The sequence below is a fragment of the Burkholderia sp. Nafp2/4-1b genome (assembly GCF_003635165.1).
GTDB lineage: Bacteria > Pseudomonadota > Gammaproteobacteria > Burkholderiales > Burkholderiaceae > Burkholderia.
In genome coordinates, this window is record NZ_ML058638.1 from 1 (window position 1) to 18,282 (window position 18,282).

At 61.5% G+C, this 18,282-nt stretch carries 13 protein-coding genes and 1 tRNA gene; all 14 read left to right on the top strand.

Translation table 11 applies throughout. The annotated features are described in order from the left end of the window. Positions 1-80 precede the first annotated feature (80 nt). Positions 81-156 (top strand) — tRNA-Trp (locus tag C7H84_RS33580). A gap of 42 nt (positions 157-198) precedes the next feature. After that, positions 199-579 carry a preprotein translocase subunit SecE gene (gene secE, locus C7H84_RS33585; RefSeq protein ID WP_006753590.1) on the top strand — a complete coding sequence of 127 codons (381 nt, stop codon included), beginning with the start codon at positions 199-201 and terminating at the stop codon, positions 577-579. A 1-nt stretch (position 580) separates the two neighbouring features. After that, positions 581-1,138, top strand: a complete 558-nt coding sequence (nusG, locus tag C7H84_RS33590) for a transcription termination/antitermination protein NusG (protein ID WP_006400672.1) — start codon at positions 581-583, stop codon at positions 1,136-1,138. Between the two features lie 140 nt (positions 1,139-1,278). After that, the gene (rplK, locus tag C7H84_RS33595; protein WP_006753591.1) at positions 1,279-1,710 is read left to right on the top strand and encodes a 50S ribosomal protein L11; all 432 of its coding nucleotides are present in this window, start codon (positions 1,279-1,281) and stop codon (positions 1,708-1,710) included. Next, positions 1,711-2,409 carry a 50S ribosomal protein L1 gene (gene rplA / locus C7H84_RS33600; protein WP_121862845.1) on the top strand — a complete coding sequence of 233 codons (699 nt, stop codon included), beginning with the start codon at positions 1,711-1,713 and terminating at the stop codon, positions 2,407-2,409. Between the two features lie 308 nt (positions 2,410-2,717). Beyond that, positions 2,718-3,215, top strand: a complete 498-nt coding sequence (gene rplJ, locus C7H84_RS33605; protein WP_059599773.1) for a 50S ribosomal protein L10 — start codon at positions 2,718-2,720, stop codon at positions 3,213-3,215. A 63-nt stretch (positions 3,216-3,278) separates the two neighbouring features. Next, positions 3,279-3,653: a 50S ribosomal protein L7/L12 gene (gene rplL, locus C7H84_RS33610; protein ID WP_121862846.1), complete on the top strand. Its 375-nt coding sequence runs from the start codon at positions 3,279-3,281 to the stop codon at positions 3,651-3,653. Between the two features lie 377 nt (positions 3,654-4,030). Then, positions 4,031-8,137, top strand: a complete 4,107-nt coding sequence (rpoB, locus tag C7H84_RS33615; protein ID WP_121862847.1) for a DNA-directed RNA polymerase subunit beta — start codon at positions 4,031-4,033, stop codon at positions 8,135-8,137. 21 nt (positions 8,138-8,158) lie between these two features. Next, positions 8,159-12,400: a DNA-directed RNA polymerase subunit beta' gene (gene rpoC / locus C7H84_RS33620; RefSeq protein WP_121862848.1), complete on the top strand. Its 4,242-nt coding sequence runs from the start codon at positions 8,159-8,161 to the stop codon at positions 12,398-12,400. 252 nt (positions 12,401-12,652) lie between these two features. Beyond that, positions 12,653-14,500 (top strand): DNA helicase RecQ, encoded by a 1,848-nt coding sequence (gene recQ, locus C7H84_RS33625; RefSeq protein ID WP_121862849.1) that lies wholly within the window; start codon positions 12,653-12,655, stop codon positions 14,498-14,500. A gap of 238 nt (positions 14,501-14,738) precedes the next feature. Next, positions 14,739-15,119: a 30S ribosomal protein S12 gene (gene rpsL / locus C7H84_RS33635; protein WP_006400662.1), complete on the top strand. Its 381-nt coding sequence runs from the start codon at positions 14,739-14,741 to the stop codon at positions 15,117-15,119. Between the two features lie 172 nt (positions 15,120-15,291). Continuing rightward, positions 15,292-15,762 (top strand): 30S ribosomal protein S7, encoded by a 471-nt coding sequence (gene rpsG / locus C7H84_RS33640; protein WP_006477195.1) that lies wholly within the window; start codon positions 15,292-15,294, stop codon positions 15,760-15,762. Between the two features lie 121 nt (positions 15,763-15,883). Beyond that, the gene (fusA, locus tag C7H84_RS33645) at positions 15,884-17,986 is read left to right on the top strand and encodes an elongation factor G (protein ID WP_121862850.1); all 2,103 of its coding nucleotides are present in this window, start codon (positions 15,884-15,886) and stop codon (positions 17,984-17,986) included. A 41-nt stretch (positions 17,987-18,027) separates the two neighbouring features. Further along, a partial coding sequence (locus tag C7H84_RS33650) for a GTP-binding protein (protein WP_240462172.1) occupies positions 18,028-18,282 on the top strand: 255 nt, incomplete at its 3' end.

The window sequence follows — 18,282 nt, forward strand, 5'->3', positions numbered from 1 at the left end:
GTCGCCAAGATCATCGAGTAAGCCAGTTATTCGTTGATCGACAGTTTTGGGGCTGGCATCAGCCGGCCCCAGCATGGTTTAGGGGTATAGCTCAACTGGCAGAGCGTCGGTCTCCAAAACCGAAGGTTGGGGGTTCGATTCCCTCTGCCCCTGCCAAAAATCGCCACGTGTCCCACGTGGCATTTGTTTTAAGGTGTTATGGCGAATCCATCCGTCGAAACTGTAAATACCTCCGGCGATAAGCTGATGCTGGCCCTGGGCGTATTGTTGGTCTTGGCCGGATTCGTGGGCTTCTTCTGGCTGGCCAACCAGCAGTGGTATGTCCGCGGTGCCGCATTGGCGGTAGGTATCATCGCCGGCGTGGCCGTCGGCTTGATGTCCGCACCTGGCAAAGGCCTCATCGCGTTTGCCAAGGATTCGTACAAGGAAGTCCGCAAGGTCGTTTGGCCCACCCGCAAGGAAGCAACGCAAACCACACTCGTCGTGTTCGGTTTCGTGCTCGTGATGGCGATTTTCCTCTGGTTGAGTGACAAATCGATCGAATGGGTGATTTTCTCGGCGATTCTGGGTTGGAAATGATATGAGCGATACTCCGGCATCCCCGAGCGGAAAGCGTTGGTACGTCGTGCACGCCTACTCCGGTATGGAGAAGAGCGTGCAACGTGCGCTTCAGGAGCGCATTGAACGTGCTGGCATGCAGGACAAATTCGGTCAGATCCTGGTCCCGACCGAAGAAGTGGTCGAAGTCAAAGGCGGCCACAAGGCTGTGACCGAGCGTCGTTTCTTCCCCGGCTACGTGCTGGTGGAAATGGAAATGACGGACGAAACGTGGCACCTCGTGAAGAACACGGCGAAGGTCACCGGTTTCGTCGGCGGTGCGCGCAACCGCCCGACCCCGATTTCCCCGAAGGAAGTCGAAAAGATCATGTCGCAGATGCAGGAAGGCGTCGAAAAGCCGCGCCCGAAGACCCTGTTCGAAGTTGGCGAGATGGTGCGTGTCAAGGAAGGCCCGTTCACGGACTTCAACGGCACGGTCGAAGAAGTCAACTACGAAAAATCGCGTGTGCGTGTGTCGGTCACGATCTTTGGTCGATCCACTCCTGTCGAACTCGAGTTCGGCCAGGTCGAAAAAGTTTGATCCCGATTCGGTGGGCAGCCTCGGCTGCCCACCTTCGCGCTTACGGTCCGCGTTATGGCCGTTGAGGAGCGTCAGTAGCCAGCGGCGAACGCGCGTTATCACTCACCGAACGCCGTCTGGCGTTCCAACGAGGTTTACAAATGGCAAAGAAGATTGTCGGCTTTATCAAGCTGCAGATTCCTGCAGGTAAAGCCAACCCGTCGCCGCCGGTCGGTCCGGCACTGGGCCAGCGCGGCCTGAACATCATGGAGTTCTGCAAGGCGTTCAACGCGCAGACTCAAGGCATGGAGCCGGGTCTGCCGGTGCCGGTGGTCATCACGGCATTCGCTGACAAGAGCTTCACGTTCGTGATGAAGACGCCGCCGGCGACCGTCCTGATCAAGAAGGCGGCGAAGGTGGACAAGGGCTCGAGCAAGCCGCACACCGACAAGGTCGGTTCGATCACGCGCGCTCAAGCCGAAGAAATCGCGAAGACCAAGATGCCGGACCTTACGGCAGCTGATCTGGACGCAGCCGTTCGCACCATCGCTGGTAGCGCACGCTCGATGGGCATCACTGTGGAGGGCGTGTAAATGGCTAAGATCTCCAAGCGCCGTCAGGCATTTGCCGCCAAGGTCGACCGTCAGAAGCTGTACGCGATCGAAGACGCACTGGCACTCGTGAAGGAATGCGCGAGCGCGAAGTTCAACGAGTCGATCGACGTCGCAGTTCAGCTCGGCATCGATGCAAAGAAGTCGGACCAAGTGGTTCGTGGTTCGGTCGTTCTGCCGGCAGGTACGGGCAAGTCGGTTCGCGTTGCCGTGTTCGCGCAAGGCGACAAGGCCGAGCAGGCTCGTGCAGCAGGCGCGGAAATCGTCGGTATGGAAGACCTGGCTGAGCAGATCAAGGCTGGCCAGATGGACTTCGACATCGTGATCGCTTCGCCGGACACGATGCGTATCGTCGGTACGCTCGGTCAGATCCTCGGCCCGCGCGGCCTGATGCCGAACCCGAAGGTCGGCACGGTCACGCCGGACGTCGCGACTGCAGTCAAGAACGCGAAGGCTGGTCAGGTGCAATTCCGTGTCGACAAGGCCGGTATCATCCACGCGACCATCGGCCGTGCATCGTTCGAAGCGACCGCACTGCGTTCGAACCTGTCGGCACTGATCGAAGCGCTGCAGAAGGCCAAGCCGGCAACGAGCAAGGGCGTCTACCTGCGCAAGATCGCACTGTCGAGCACGATGGGCGTCGGCGTGCGTGTCGACCAGGCTACGCTGGCAGCGCAGTAAGCAAGTATTTGGGCCGCTTCGTTCGCGAAGCGGCCTACATGGGCTTTGGGCGGTTGTTCGTGCAGCAGGGCGGGCAACCGGTTATCAAAGACCGTTGGTGGGGCGCAGCAGGCGGGCGATCCCTTAATTCAAGCCAACGCAGATGGCGAACCCGAAAAAGTTTTGCAGTGGTGAAGCCGCAGGTCGTGAAGCGATTCACGGCGTGAGGTGGAAATACTCCTAACGAGGTCGGACGCCGTTGTTGAACGAGGTACGTGAGGTTTCGGCCATGCCGGCCGCGCCGAGCGTATCGTTTCTGGAGGCTAACCGTGCCGCTTAATAGAGAAGACAAGCAAGCCGTCGTCGCTGAGGTTGCCGCGCAAGTCGCGAAGGCCCAGACCGTTGTGCTGGCTGAGTATCGTGGAATTGCGGTTGGCGATCTGACCAAGCTGCGCGCGAAAGCGCGTGAGCAACAGGTTTACCTGCGCGTGTTGAAGAACACGCTGGCGCGTCGCGCTGTCGAAGGTACGCCTTTTGCTCCGCTGGCAGAGCAGATGACTGGTCCCCTGATCTACGGCATCTCGGAAGATGCAATTGCTGCTGCTAAGGTCGTCAACGACTTCAGCAAGGGCAATGACAAGTTGGTCATCAAGGCTGGTTCGTTCGATGGCAAGGTGATGGACAAGGCTGGCGTGCAAGCGCTGGCAAGCATCCCGAGCCGCGAAGAACTGCTCTCGAAGCTGCTGTTCGTTATGCAATCGCCTGTTTCGGGCTTTGCGCGTGCTCTCGCCGCGCTCGCCGAGAAGAAGCAAGCGGAAGCTGCATAAGCGAACGTGCATCAGCGTTACTGATCGCTGGCTGTATCCGAATTCAATTTAGGAGTATTTCAAATGGCAATCGCAAAAGAAGACATCCTGGCAGCAGTCGAAGGGATGACCGTTCTGGAACTGAACGAACTGGTCAAGGCGTTCGAAGAGAAGTTTGGCGTGTCGGCAGCTGCAGTGGCAGTCGCTGGCCCGGCAGGCGGCGGCGCTGCTGCTGCTGCAGAAGAGAAGACCGAATTCACGGTCGTCCTGGCTGAAGCAGGCAGCAACAAGGTTGCAGTCATCAAGGCAGTTCGCGAACTGACGGGCCTGGGCCTGAAGGAAGCGAAGGACGTCGTTGACGGCGCACCGAAGGCTGTCAAGGAAGGCGTCGACAAGGCTACTGCTGAAGAAGCCAAGAAGAAGCTGGAAGACGCAGGCGCGAAGGTCGAAGTCAAGTAAGTTTCGACGCGCTGTGCGAAGGCTGGCGGTATTTTCACCGCCGGCCTTTTTGTGCTTTGTGGGGACGTTATTCTGGCACTCTTTTGGGAGCCCGAATGATCGGCCCCAGAAGCCAAAGAAAACCGCCTAATCGTTGTCAATGGTCACGATTGGCGTTTCTCTTTGTCTTCTGAAGCGACTGCAGAAGGCAAGTTTGGTCGGGTAGCGGGCAACACAGGCATCCGCTGCCGTCAGCCAGCGGTTGGTAGCGGCCAACCACCAAGCTTCTCGGCTCGTTCAAGCCATCGGGCGGCCATCGGGTCTCAGTCGGTGAACACTCGGGTTTGAAACGTCCAGGTATCCCACCTCGATAGCACCCGCCGTGATTCGGAGATCGTATGCAATATTCCTTCACCGAGAAGAAGCGCATTCGCAAGAGTTTCGCGAAGCGCCCCATCGTTCACCAAGTTCCGTTCTTGCTGGCTACCCAGCTTGAATCATTCAGCACGTTTCTGCAAGCTGATGTGCCCGGCACGCAACGCAAGCCTGAAGGTTTGCAGGCCGCATTCACATCGGTATTTCCCATTGTTTCGCACAACGGTTTCGCGCGCCTCGAGTTCGTGAGCTATGCGCTGTCCTCGCCGGCATTCAACATCAAGGAATGCCAGCAGCGGGGCCTGACGTACTGCTCCGCGCTGCGCGCGAAGGTCCGCCTCGTCATCCTCGACAAGGAATCGCCGAACAAGCCGGTCGTCAAGGAAGTGAAGGAGCAGGAAGTGTACATGGGCGAAATGCCGCTCATGACGCCGACGGGCTCGTTCGTCATCAACGGCACCGAGCGTGTCATCGTCTCGCAGCTGCACCGTTCGCCGGGCGTGTTCTTCGAACACGACAAGGGCAAGACGCACAGCTCGGGCAAGCTGCTGTTCTCGGCACGGATCATTCCGTACCGCGGCTCGTGGCTCGACTTCGAATTCGATCCGAAGGACATCCTGTACTTCCGCGTCGACCGTCGCCGCAAGATGCCGGTCACGATCCTGCTGAAGGCCATCGGCCTCACGCCGGAACAGATCCTCGCGAACTTCTTCGTGTTCGACAACTTCACGCTGATGGACGAAGGCGCGCAACTCGAGTTCGTGCCCGAGCGCCTGCGTGGTGAAGTCGCGCGCTTCGACATCACGGATCGTGATGGCAAGGTCATCGTCCAGAAGGACAAGCGGATCAACGCGAAGCACATTCGCGACCTCGAAGCCGCGAAGACCAAGTTCATCTCGGTGCCGGAAGACTATCTGCTCGGCCGCGTGCTGGCGAAGAACGTCGTCGATGGCGACACCGGCGAAGTGATCGCGAGCGCGAACGACGAAGTCACGGAAAGCGTGCTCGAGAAGCTGCGCGAAGCGGGCATCAAGGACATCCAGACGCTCTACACGAACGATCTGGACCAGGGTCCGTACATCTCGTCGACGCTGCGTGTCGACGAAACGACCGACAAGACGGCCGCACGCATCGCGATCTACCGCATGATGCGTCCGGGCGAACCGCCGACCGAAGAAGCGGTCGAGGCGCTGTTCAACCGTCTGTTCTACAGCGAAGAAGCGTACGACCTGTCGAAGGTCGGCCGTATGAAGTTCAACCGCCGCGTCGGCCGTGACGAGATCGTCGGCCCGATGACGCTGCAGGACGACGACATCCTCGCGACGATCAAGATCCTCGTCGAGCTGCGCAACGGCAAGGGCGAAGTGGACGACATCGACCACCTCGGCAACCGTCGCGTGCGTTGCGTCGGCGAACTGGCGGAAAACCAGTTCCGCGCGGGTCTCGTGCGTGTCGAGCGCGCGGTCAAGGAACGCCTCGGCCAGGCCGAAAGCGAAAACCTGATGCCGCACGACCTGATCAACTCGAAGCCGATTTCGTCGGCGATCCGCGAGTTCTTCGGTTCGTCGCAGCTGTCGCAGTTCATGGACCAGACCAACCCGCTGTCGGAAATCACGCACAAGCGCCGTGTTTCCGCACTGGGCCCGGGCGGTCTGACGCGCGAACGCGCAGGCTTCGAAGTGCGCGACGTGCACCCGACCCACTATGGTCGCGTGTGCCCGATCGAAACGCCGGAAGGTCCGAACATCGGTCTGATCAACTCGCTCGCGCTGTACGCGCACCTGAACGAGTACGGCTTCCTCGAGACGCCGTACCGCAAGGTCGTGGACAGCAAGGTGACCGACCAGATCGACTACCTGTCGGCGATCGAGGAAGGCCGCTACATGATCGCGCAGGCGAACGCCGCGATCGACGAGAACGGTCAGCTGATCGACGAACTCGTGTCGTCGCGTGAAGCCGGCGAAACGATGATGGTCACGCCGGATCGTATCCAGTACATGGACGTCGCGCCGTCGCAGATCGTGTCGGTTGCAGCTTCGCTGATCCCGTTCCTCGAGCACGACGACGCGAACCGTGCACTGATGGGCTCGAACATGCAGCGTCAGGCCGTGCCGTGTCTGCGTCCCGAAAAGCCGGTCGTCGGTACGGGCATCGAGCGCACCTGCGCGGTCGACTCGGGTACGACGGTTCAGGCGTTCCGCGGCGGCGTCGTCGACTATGTCGACGCAGGCCGTATCGTGATTCGCGTGAACGATGACGAAGCCGTCGCGGGTGAAGTCGGCGTCGACATCTACAACCTGATCAAGTACACGCGTTCGAACCAGAACACGAACATCAACCAGCGTCCGATCGTGAAGATGGGCGACAAGGTCTCGCGCGGCGACGTGCTGGCCGACGGCGCCTCGACGGACCTGGGCGAGCTCGCGCTCGGCCAGAACATGCTGATCGCGTTCATGCCGTGGAACGGCTACAACTTCGAGGATTCGATCCTGATCTCGGAGAAGGTCGTGGCCGACGATCGCTACACGTCGATCCACATCGAAGAGCTGAACGTCGTTGCACGTGACACGAAGCTCGGGCCGGAAGAAATCACGCGCGACATCTCGAACCTGGCGGAAGTCCAGCTCGGCCGTCTCGACGAATCGGGCATCGTGTACATCGGTGCCGAAGTCGAAGCGGGCGACGTGCTGGTCGGCAAGGTCACGCCGAAGGGCGAGACCCAGCTGACGCCGGAAGAGAAGCTGCTGCGCGCGATCTTCGGCGAGAAGGCTTCGGACGTGAAGGACACGTCGCTGCGCGTGCCGTCGGGCATGAGCGGTACCGTGATCGACGTCCAGGTGTTCACGCGTGAAGGCATCCAGCGCGACAAGCGTGCGCAACAGATCATCGACGACGAACTGAAGCGCTACCGTCTCGACCTGAACGACCAGCTGCGCATCGTGGAAGGCGACGCGTTCCAGCGTCTCGCCCGCATGCTGGTGGGCAAGGTCGCGAACGGCGGTCCGAAGAAGCTCGCGAAGGGCACGAAGATCGACCAGGCTTACCTGGAAGACCTCGACCACTACCACTGGTTCGACATCCGCCTCGCGGACGACGAAGCAGCGGCACAGCTCGAAGCGATCAAGAACTCGATCGAAGAGAAGCGTCACCAGTTCGACCTCGCGTTCGAAGAGAAGCGCAAGAAGCTCACGCAAGGCGACGAACTGCCGCCGGGCGTGCTGAAGATGGTCAAGGTGTACCTGGCGGTGAAGCGCCGTCTGCAGCCTGGCGACAAGATGGCAGGCCGCCACGGTAACAAGGGTGTCGTGTCGAAGATCGTCCCGATCGAAGACATGCCGTACATGGCCGATGGCCGTCCGGCAGACGTCGTGCTGAACCCGCTCGGCGTGCCGTCGCGGATGAACGTGGGTCAGGTTCTGGAAGTGCACCTCGGCTGGGCCGCGAAGGGCCTCGGCTGGCGTATCGGCGAAATGCTGCAGCGTCAGGCGAAGATCGAGGAACTGCGCGTGTTCCTGACGAAGATCTACAACGAGTCGGGCCGCCAGGAAGATCTGGAAAGCTTCACCGACGAAGAGATCCTCGAACTCGCGAAGAACCTGCGCGAAGGCGTGCCGTTTGCAACGCCGGTGTTCGACGGTGCGACCGAGGAAGAAATGAGCAAGATGCTCGACCTCGCGTTCCCGGACGACATCGCCGAACAGCTCGGCATGAACCCGTCGAAGAACCAGGTCCGCCTGTACGACGGCCGCACGGGTGAAATGTTCGAACGTCGCGTGACGCTCGGCTACATGCACTACCTGAAGCTGCACCACTTGGTCGACGACAAGATGCACGCGCGTTCGACCGGCCCGTACTCGCTCGTCACGCAGCAGCCGCTGGGTGGTAAGGCGCAGTTCGGTGGCCAGCGTTTCGGTGAAATGGAAGTGTGGGCACTCGAAGCGTACGGCGCGTCCTACGTGCTGCAGGAAATGCTGACGGTGAAGTCGGACGACGTGAACGGCCGGACGAAGGTTTACGAGAACCTCGTCAAGGGCGATCACGTGATCGATGCAGGCATGCCGGAATCCTTCAACGTGCTGGTGAAGGAAATCCGCTCGCTCGGTATCGATATCGATCTCGACCGCAATTAATCGGACTACGGAGAGAAGGCAATGAAAGCTCTGCTCGATCTATTCAAGCAAGTCCAACAGGAAGAAGTTTTCGACGCGATCAAGATCGGTCTGGCCTCGCCGGACAAGATCCGTTCGTGGTCGTTCGGCGAAGTGAAGAAGCCGGAGACCATCAACTACCGTACGTTCAAACCGGAACGCGATGGTCTGTTCTGCGCGAAGATCTTCGGGCCGATCAAGGACTACGAGTGCCTGTGCGGCAAGTACAAGCGTCTGAAGCACCGCGGCGTGATCTGCGAGAAGTGCGGCGTCGAAGTGACGCTGGCGAAGGTGCGTCGCGAACGCATGGGCCACATCGAACTGGCCTCGCCGGTCGCGCACATCTGGTTCCTGAAGTCGCTGCCGTCGCGTCTGGGCATGGTGCTCGACATGACGCTGCGCGACATCGAACGCGTGCTGTACTTCGAAGCCTATGTGGTGATCGAACCGGGCATGACGCCGCTGAAGGCGCGGCAGATCATGACCGAAGAGGATTACTACAACAAGGTCGAGGAATACGGCGACGAATTCCGTGCCGAGATGGGCGCGGAAGGCGTGCGTGAACTGCTGCGCGCGATCAACATCGACGAGCAGGTCGAGACGCTGCGCACCGAGCTGAAGAACACCGGCTCGGAAGCGAAGATCAAGAAGTACGCGAAGCGCCTGAAGGTCCTCGAGGCATTCCAGCGCTCGGGCATCAAGCCCGAGTGGATGATCCTCGAAGTGCTGCCGGTGCTGCCGCCGGAACTGCGTCCGCTGGTGCCGCTGGACGGCGGCCGTTTCGCGACGTCGGACCTGAACGACCTGTATCGCCGCGTGATCAACCGTAACAACCGGTTGAAGCGTCTGCTCGAGCTGAAGGCGCCTGAAATCATCGTCCGCAACGAAAAGCGGATGCTGCAGGAAGCCGTCGACTCGCTGCTCGACAACGGTCGTCGCGGCAAGGCGATGACGGGCGCGAACAAGCGCCCGCTGAAGTCGCTCGCCGACATGATCAAGGGCAAGGGCGGTCGTTTCCGTCAGAACCTGCTGGGCAAGCGCGTCGACTACTCGGGCCGTTCGGTCATCGTGGTCGGCCCGACGCTGAAGCTGCACCAGTGCGGCCTGCCGAAGCTGATGGCGCTCGAACTGTTCAAGCCGTTCATCTTCAACAAGCTGGAAGTGATGGGCGTCGCGACGACCATCAAGGCTGCGAAGAAGGAAGTCGAGAACCAGACGCCGGTGGTGTGGGACATCCTCGAAGAGGTGATCCGCGAGCACCCGGTGATGCTGAACCGTGCGCCGACGCTGCACCGTCTCGGTATCCAGGCATTCGAGCCGGTCCTGATCGAAGGCAAGGCGATCCAGCTGCACCCGCTCGTCTGCGCGGCGTTCAACGCCGACTTCGACGGTGACCAGATGGCCGTTCACGTGCCGCTGTCGCTCGAAGCGCAGATGGAAGCGCGTACGCTGATGCTGGCGTCGAACAACGTGCTGTTCCCGGCCAACGGCGATCCGTCGATCGTGCCGTCTCAGGATATCGTGCTGGGTCTGTACTACGCGACCCGCGAAGCGGTCAACGGCAAGGGCGAAGGCCTGTCGTTCACGGGCGTGTCGGAAGTGATCCGCGCGTACGAGAACAAGGAAGTCGAGCTGGCCTCGCGCGTCAACGTGCGGATCACCGAAATGGTCCACAACGAGGACACGTCGGAAGGCGCGCCGCAATTCGTGCCGAAGATCTCGCTGTACGCGACGACCGTCGGTCGCGCGATCCTGTCGGAGATCCTGCCGCACGGCCTGCCGTTCTCGGTGCTGAACAAGCCGCTGAAGAAGAAGGAAATCTCGCGCCTGATCAACACCGCATTCCGCAAGTGCGGTCTGCGTGCGACGGTCGTGTTCGCCGACCAGCTGATGCAGTCGGGTTTCCGTCTCGCGACGCGCGCCGGTATTTCGATCTGCGTGGACGACATGCTCGTGCCGCCGCAGAAGGAAACGATCGTCGGCGACGCCGCGAAGAAGGTGAAGGAGTACGACCGCCAGTACATGTCGGGTCTCGTCACCGCGCAGGAACGCTACAACAACGTGGTCGACATCTGGTCGGCAACGTCGGAAGCGGTCGGCAAGGCGATGATGGAGCAACTGTCGACGGAGCCGGTGACGGACCGCGACGGCAACGAGACGCGCCAGGAGTCGTTCAACTCGATCTACATGATGGCCGACTCGGGCGCCCGGGGTTCGGCGGTGCAGATTCGTCAGCTGGCCGGTATGCGAGGCCTGATGGCGAAGCCGGACGGCTCGATTATCGAGACGCCGATTACCGCGAACTTCCGCGAAGGCCTGAACGTGTTGCAGTACTTCATCTCGACCCACGGTGCACGTAAGGGTCTGGCTGATACGGCACTGAAGACCGCGAACTCGGGTTACCTGACGCGTCGTCTGGTCGACGTCACGCAGGATCTGGTGGTGGTCGAGGACGATTGCGGCACGTCGAACGGCGTCGCGATGAAGGCGCTGGTCGAAGGCGGTGAAGTCGTCGAAGCGCTGCGCGACCGTATCCTCGGCCGCGTCGCGGTCGCGGACGTCGTGAATCCGGAAACGCAGGAAACGCTGTACGAGTCGGGCACGCTGCTCGACGAAACGGCGGTCGAGGAAATCGAACGCCTCGGCATCGACGAAGTGCGCGTGCGCACGCCGCTGACCTGCGAAACGCGTTACGGTCTGTGCGCGGCCTGCTACGGCCGTGACCTCGGCCGCGGCTCGCTCGTGAACGTCGGCGAAGCAGTCGGCGTGATCGCGGCACAGTCGATCGGTGAGCCGGGCACGCAGCTGACCATGCGTACGTTCCACATCGGTGGTGCGGCATCGCGTGCGGCAGTGGCGTCGTCGGTCGAAGCGAAGAGCAACGGTATCGTGCGTTTCACGGCGACGATGCGCTACGTGACGAATGCGAAGGGCGAGCAGATCGTCATCTCGCGTTCGGGCGAAGCGATGATCACCGACGATATCGGTCGCGAGCGCGAGCGTCACAAAGTGCCGTACGGCGCGACGCTGCTGCAGCTCGACGGCGCATCGATCAAGGCAGGCACGCAGCTCGCCACGTGGGATCCGCTGACGCGTCCGATCATCACCGAGTACGGTGGTACGGTGAAGTTCGAGAACGTCGAGGAAGGCGTGACCGTCGCGAAGCAGATCGACGACGTGACCGGCCTGTCGACGCTGGTCGTGATCGACGTGAAGCGGCGTGGTTCGCAGGCTTCGAAGAGCGTGCGTCCGCAGGTGAAACTGCTCGACGCGAACGGCGACGAAGTGAAGATCCCGGGCACGGAGCACGCGGTGCAGATCGGCTTCCAGGTCGGCGCACTGATCACCGTGAAGGACGGCCAGCAAGTGCAGGTGGGTGAAGTGCTTGCACGTATCCCGACCGAAGCGCAGAAGACGCGTGACATTACCGGCGGTCTGCCGCGGGTGGCGGAACTGTTCGAAGCGCGTTCGCCGAAGGATGCCGGCATTCTCGCGGAAGTCACCGGTACGACGTCGTTCGGTAAGGACACGAAGGGCAAGCAGCGTCTCGTCATCACGGACCTCGAAGGCAATCAGCACGAGTTCCTGATCGCGAAGGAAAAGCAGGTGCTGGTCCACGATGCTCAGGTCGTCAACAAGGGCGAAATGATCGTGGACGGCCCGGCCGATCCGCACGACATCCTGCGTCTGCAGGGTATCGAGGCGCTGTCGCGCTACATCGTCGACGAAGTGCAGGACGTGTATCGTCTGCAGGGCGTGAAGATCAACGACAAGCACATCGAGGTGATCGTTCGCCAGATGCTGCGTCGTGTGCAGATCACCGACAACGGCGATACGCGCTTCATCCCGGGCGAACAGGTCGAGCGTTCCGACATGCTGGACGAGAACGATCGCATGATCGCCGAGAACAAGCGCCCGGCTTCGTACGACAACGTGCTCCTCGGTATCACGAAGGCGTCGCTGTCGACCGACTCGTTCATCTCGGCGGCTTCGTTCCAGGAAACGACCCGCGTGCTGACCGAAGCGGCGATCATGGGCAAGCGCGACGATCTGCGCGGCCTGAAGGAAAACGTGATCGTCGGCCGTCTGATCCCGGCCGGTACGGGTCTCGCGTTCCACAAGGCACGCAAGGCGAAGGAGATGTCCGACCGCGAGCGTTTCGATCAGATCGCAGCGGAAGAGGCATTCGACTTCGGTACGCCGAGCGCGCCGGCGGAAGAGCCGCAACACCCGGCAGCCGAGTAAGCACGAGGCGGCGCGAGCCGCCTCACGTTGCTGACCTCGCTGTCATCGAAACCGCCCGGTCCGCCGGGCGGTTTTTTTTATCCGTCGTTCACGTGCATGACGGGCTTGCCGCACGGTTGTGCAGGCCCGTCATGCGCGCGCACGTCCCCGCACGTCACCTGTCCGATCGGCCAACGTTGCACGATTCGCGGCGCGTGGCGCGAGCGGGTTGTTAAAATTGCGGTCATCGTTCCGCCGTCCTCGCTCTCATTCATGTCCCGCGCCCTCGAAATCCTCGACGAAGTCTTCGGTTATCCCGCATTTCGCGGCCAGCAGGGCGAGATCGTCGAACATGTCGCCGGCGGCGGCGATTGCCTCGTGCTGATGCCGACCGGCGGCGGCAAGTCGCTGTGCTACCAGATTCCGGCGCTGCTGCGCCGCGAGGCCGGGCAGGGCGCCGGCATCGTCGTGTCGCCGCTGATCGCGTTGATGCAGGACCAGGTCGCCGCGCTCAGCGAAGTCGGCGTGCGCGCGGCCTACCTGAACTCGACGCTGTCAGGCGCCGAGGCCGCGGCGACGGAGCGCGCGCTGCGCGAGGGCGAGATCGACCTGCTGTACGTCGCGCCCGAGCGGCTGATGACCGGCCGCTTCCTCGAGCTGCTCGAGCGCGCGAAGATCGGCCTGTTCGCGATCGACGAGGCGCACTGCGTGTCGCAGTGGGGGCATGACTTCCGTCCCGAATACATCCAGCTGTCGGTGCTGCACGAGCGTTTTCCGTCGGTGCCGCGCATCGCGCTGACGGCCACCGCCGACGCGATCACCCGCGACGAGATCATCCATCGCCTCGCGCTCGACGACGCGCGCGTGTTCGTGTCCAGCTTCGACCGCCCGAACATCCGCTACCGGATCGTCGAGAAAGACAACGCGCGTTCGCAGCTGCTCGATTTCATTCGCGCGGAGCATACGAATGCCGACGGCACGACCGACGCCGGCGTCGTCTACTGCCTGTCGCGCCGCAAGGTCGAGGAAACGGCCGAATGGCTGAAGGCGCAGGGCGTGCGCGCGCTGCCGTATCACGCGGGGATGGAGTTCGAGGTGCGGCAGCAGCACCAGGAAATGTTCAAGCGCGAGGAAGGCATCGTGATGTGCGCGACCATCGCGTTCGGCATGGGCATCGACAAGCCCGACGTGCGCTTCGTCGCGCATCTCGATTTGCCGAAGAGCGTCGAAGGCTACTACCAGGAAACCGGCCGCGCGGGCCGCGACGGGATGCCGGCCAACGCATGGATGGCGTACGGCCTTGGCGACGTCGTCCAGCAGCGCAAGATGATCGACGAGTCCGATGCGGACGACGCGCACAAGCGCGTGCAGACGTCGAAGCTCGACGCGCTGCTCGGGCTGTGCGAGACGATCTCGTGCCGGCGCGTGCGGCTGCTGAACTATTTCGGCGAGGCCAGCCAGCCGTGCGGCAACTGCGACACATGCCTCGAGCCGCCCGATTCATGGGACGCGACGCGCGAAGCGCAGATGGCGCTGTCGTGCGTGTTCCGCGCGCAGCGCGCGAGCGGCTTCAATTTCGGCTCGAGCCATCTGATCGAGATCCTGCGCGGCGGCCGCACCGAGAAGGTGTTGCAGCGCGGCCACGACCAGCTCAGCACGTTCGGGATCGGCGCGTCGCTGTCCGAGCCCGAGTGGCGCGCGATTTTCCGCCAGCTTGTCGCGTACGGCTATCTGGCGGTCGACCACGGCGGTTTCGGCGCGCTGATGCTGACCGAGGCCGCGAAGCCGGTACTGAAGAACGAGGAGAAGGTCACGCTGCGGCGCTACGTGAAGCCGCAGCGCACGCGCCAGTCGTCGAGCCGCAGCGGCACGCGCGTCGACCCGACGGCCGGCATGGGCACGCGCGAACGCGCCCGCTGGGATGCGCTGCGCGCATGGCGCGCGGAAACCGCGAAGTCCGACGGCGTGCCGGCCTACGTGATCTTCCACGACGCGACGCTTGCCGAAATCGCACGCAACGCGCCCGAGACCATCGACGACCTGCGTCATATCCCCGGCATGGGGGTGCGCAAGCTCGAACGCTTCGGCGACGAAATCATCGACGTCGTCGAATCGGTGTGATGTGTGCGACCCACAGTTGTTTCGACCCTTTCGGTAAACCACCCGCGCGGCGGGCAAATCACGCAAGCCGTTGACTTAGTTGGCATTTCCGGAATATGATGCTGGGTTCCGGTATTCGGCGGGCCGAGTCGCGTTCCAAGGTTCGTGTCCGTATCGCCGGTTCGGAAGTCAACTGTGCGTCGATTCTCGCTTTGCCCGAAATCGATGTGCAGATTTTGTTCAATTTCAGGAATAAACAATGCCAACCATCAACCAACTGGTTCGCAAAGGCCGTCAGTCGGAAACGACGAAGAGCAAGAGCCCGGCCCTGCAGGACTGCCCCCAGCGTCGCGGCGTGTGCACCCGTGTGTACACGACGACGCCTAAGAAGCCTAACTCGGCACTCCGTAAGGTTGCCAAGGTTCGTCTGACGAACGGCTTCGAAGTGATTTCGTACATCGGCGGTGAAGGCCACAACCTGCAGGAACACTCGGTTGTGCTGATCCGCGGCGGCCGTGTGAAGGACTTGCCGGGTGTGCGTTACCACATGGTTCGCGGCTCGCTGGATACCCAGGGCGTCAAGGACCGTAAGCAAGCGCGTTCGAAGTACGGCGCGAAGCGTGCAAAGGCTGCCAAGTAAGCAGTTTTTGATCAGGGATCGCCCAAGGGCGGTCAAGGCGGGAGTGCCGGATTGCCGGTGCTGTCGAGTAAGTGGTCACCCGGCCAAGCTGGTTAGTCGTGAAGATGTGATCGGGTTTGTTGGTGGCCGCGGGGCTGGATACAGCTCCAACTGAACAGGTAAAGGAAGAATCATGCCGCGTCGTCGCGAAGTCCCCAAGCGGGAAGTGTTGCCGGATCCGAAGTTCGGCAACGTTGATGTAGCCAAGTTCATGAACATGCTGATGCTGTCCGGCAAGAAGTCGGTCGCAGAGCGCATCGTTTATGGCGCATTCGAACAAATCCAGACCAAGGGTGGCAAGGACCCGCTGGAAGTGTTCACGGTTGCGCTCAACAACGTGAAGCCGGTGGTCGAAGTGAAGAGCCGCCGCGTTGGTGGTGCCAACTATCAAGTTCCGGTCGAAGTGCGCCCGTCGCGTCGTATGGCATTGGCGATGCGCTGGCTGCGTGAGGCTGCGAAGAAGCGCAGCGAGAAGTCGATGGCTCTGCGCCTGGCAGGTGAACTCTCCGAAGCGGCCGAAGGCCGTGGCGGCGCGATGAAGAAGCGCGACGAAGTTCACCGCATGGCAGAAGCCAACCGCGCGTTCTCGCATTTCCGTTTCTAAGCGCCTGGCTGGGCTTTTCGGAAATAAATTCCGGGCGGGTGCGCTTTTCAGGCGCCTCGCCCGTTTGTGTTGAAGCACGATGCAGCAGCGCTGCATCGTGTCATCCCAGTAGAGGATCAAAGTGGCTCGCAAGACTCCTATCGAGCGCTACCGCAATATCGGTATTAGCGCTCACATCGACGCCGGCAAAACGACGACGACCGAGCGCATTCTGTTTTACACCGGTGTGAACCACAAGATCGGTGAAGTCCACGACGGCGCAGCAACGATGGACTGGATGGAGCAGGAACAGGAGCGTGGCATCACGATCACGTCCGCTGCTACCACCGCCTTCTGGAAGGGCATGGGCGGCAACTATCCGGAACACCGCATCAACATCATCGACACCCCGGGCCACGTCGACTTCACGATCGAAGTCGAGCGCTCGATGCGCGTGCTCGACGGCGCGTGCATGGTGTACTGCGCAGTGGGCGGCGTGCAGCCGCAGTCGGAAACGGTGTGGCGCCAGGCTAACAAGTACAAGGTGCCGCGTCTCGCGTTCGTCAACAAGATGGACCGTACCGGCGCGAACTTCTTCAAGGTCTACGACCAGCTCCGTCTGCGCCTGAAGGCGAACCCGGTCCCGGTCGTGGTGCCGATCGGCTCGGAAGAAAACTTCAAGGGCGTGGTCGACCTGATCAAGATGAAGGCGATCGTTTGGGACGAAGCGTCGCAAGGCACGAAGTTCGACTACGTCGACATCCCGGCCGAACTCGCAGAGACCTGCAAGGAATGGCGCGAAAAGATGGTCGAAGTGGCTGCTGAAGCCAACGAAGACCTGATGAACAAGTACCTGGAAGAAGGCGATCTGCCGGAAGCCGACATCGTCAAGGCGCTGCGCGACCGTACGATCGCATGCGAAATCCAGCCGATGCTGTGCGGTACCGCGTTCAAGAACAAGGGCGTGCAGCGTATGCTCGACGCCGTGATCGACTTCCTGCCGTCGCCGGTCGACATCCCGCCGGTCAAGGGCGAGCTCGAAAACGGTGAAGCAGCAGAGCGCAAGGCGTCGGACGACGAGAAGTTCTCGTCGCTCGCGTTCAAGATCATGACCGACCCGTTCGTCGGCCAGCTGATCTTCTTCCGTGTGTACTCGGGCGTCGTCAACTCGGGCGACACGCTGCTGAACTCGACCAAGGGCAAGAAGGAACGCCTCGGCCGTATTCTGCAGATGCACGCGAACCAGCGTGAAGAAATCAAGGAAGTCCGTGCAGGCGACATCGCTGCTGCGGTCGGCCTGAAGGAAGCAACCACGGGCGACACGCTGTGCGACCCGGCGAACCCGATCGTTCTCGAACGCATGGTGTTCCCGGAGCCGGTGATTTCGCAGGCTGTCGAGCCGAAGACCAAGGCTGACCAGGAAAAGATGGGCCTCGCGCTGAACCGTCTGGCTCAGGAAGACCCGTCGTTCCGCGTGCAGACCGACGAAGAGTCGGGCCAGACCATCATTTCGGGCATGGGCGAACTCCACCTCGAAATTCTGGTCGACCGGATGAAGCGTGAATTCGGCGTGGAAGCGACCGTCGGCAAGCCGCAGGTTGCATACCGCGAAACGATCCGTTCGACGGCGAAGGACGTCGACGGCAAGTTCGTCAAGCAGTCGGGTGGTCGCGGCCAGTACGGTCACGCTGTCATCACGCTCGAGCCGAACGAACAAGGCAAGGGCTACGAGTTCTTCGACGAGATCAAGGGTGGTGTGATTCCGCGTGAATACATCCCGGCGGTCGACAAGGGTATCCAGGACACGCTGAAGTCGGGCGTGCTGGCTGGCTTCCCGGTCGTCGACGTGAAGGTCCACCTGACGTTCGGTTCGTACCACGACGTTGACTCGAACGAAAACGCGTTCCGCATGGCCGGTTCGATGGCGTTCAAGGAAGCGATGCGCAAGGCGAACCCGGTCGTCCTCGAGCCGATGATGGCTGTCGAAGTCGAGACGCCGGAAGACTACATGGGCAACGTGATGGGCGACCTGTCGGGTCGTCGCGGCATTGTCCAGGGCATGGAAGACATGGTCGGCGGCGGCAAGATCGTTCGCGCCGAAGTGCCGCTGTCGGAAATGTTCGGTTACTCGACGTCGCTGCGTTCGCTGACGCAAGGTCGTGCAACGTACACGATGGAGTTCAAGCACTACGCTGAAGCTCCGCGCAACGTTGCTGAAGCGATCATCAGCGCGAAGTCGAAGTAAATCTGCAGCTACCAACCGATATTTTTTGAAAGAAGAGAATCATGGCAAAAGGTAAATTTGAGCGGACCAAGCCGCACGTCAACGTTGGTACGATTGGTCACGTTGACCACGGCAAGACGACGCTGACGGCAGCGATCACGACGGTGCTGACGAAGAAGTTCGGCGGCGAAGCGAAGGCCTACGACCAGATCGACGCGGCACCGGAAGAAAAGGCGCGCGGCATCACGATCAACACGGCACACGTCGAGTACGAAACGGCTAACCGCCACTACGCCCACGTCGACTGCCCGGGCCAC

What these genes read in the sequence shown, in the direction of transcription:
- secE (WP_006753590.1), top strand. Translation starts at nt 199, where the DNA reads ATGGCGAATCCATCCGTCGAAACTGTAAATACCTCCGGCGATAAGCTG.
- nusG (WP_006400672.1), top strand. Translation starts at nt 581, where the DNA reads ATGAGCGATACTCCGGCATCCCCGAGCGGAAAGCGTTGGTACGTCGTG.
- rplK (WP_006753591.1), top strand. Translation starts at nt 1,279, where the DNA reads ATGGCAAAGAAGATTGTCGGCTTTATCAAGCTGCAGATTCCTGCAGGT.
- rplA (WP_121862845.1), top strand. Translation starts at nt 1,711, where the DNA reads ATGGCTAAGATCTCCAAGCGCCGTCAGGCATTTGCCGCCAAGGTCGAC.
- rplL (WP_121862846.1), top strand. Translation starts at nt 3,279, where the DNA reads ATGGCAATCGCAAAAGAAGACATCCTGGCAGCAGTCGAAGGGATGACC.
- rpoB (WP_121862847.1), top strand. Translation starts at nt 4,031, where the DNA reads ATGCAATATTCCTTCACCGAGAAGAAGCGCATTCGCAAGAGTTTCGCG.
- rpoC (WP_121862848.1), top strand. Translation starts at nt 8,159, where the DNA reads ATGAAAGCTCTGCTCGATCTATTCAAGCAAGTCCAACAGGAAGAAGTT.
- recQ (WP_121862849.1), top strand. Translation starts at nt 12,653, where the DNA reads ATGTCCCGCGCCCTCGAAATCCTCGACGAAGTCTTCGGTTATCCCGCA.
- rpsL (WP_006400662.1), top strand. Translation starts at nt 14,739, where the DNA reads ATGCCAACCATCAACCAACTGGTTCGCAAAGGCCGTCAGTCGGAAACG.
- rpsG (WP_006477195.1), top strand. Translation starts at nt 15,292, where the DNA reads ATGCCGCGTCGTCGCGAAGTCCCCAAGCGGGAAGTGTTGCCGGATCCG.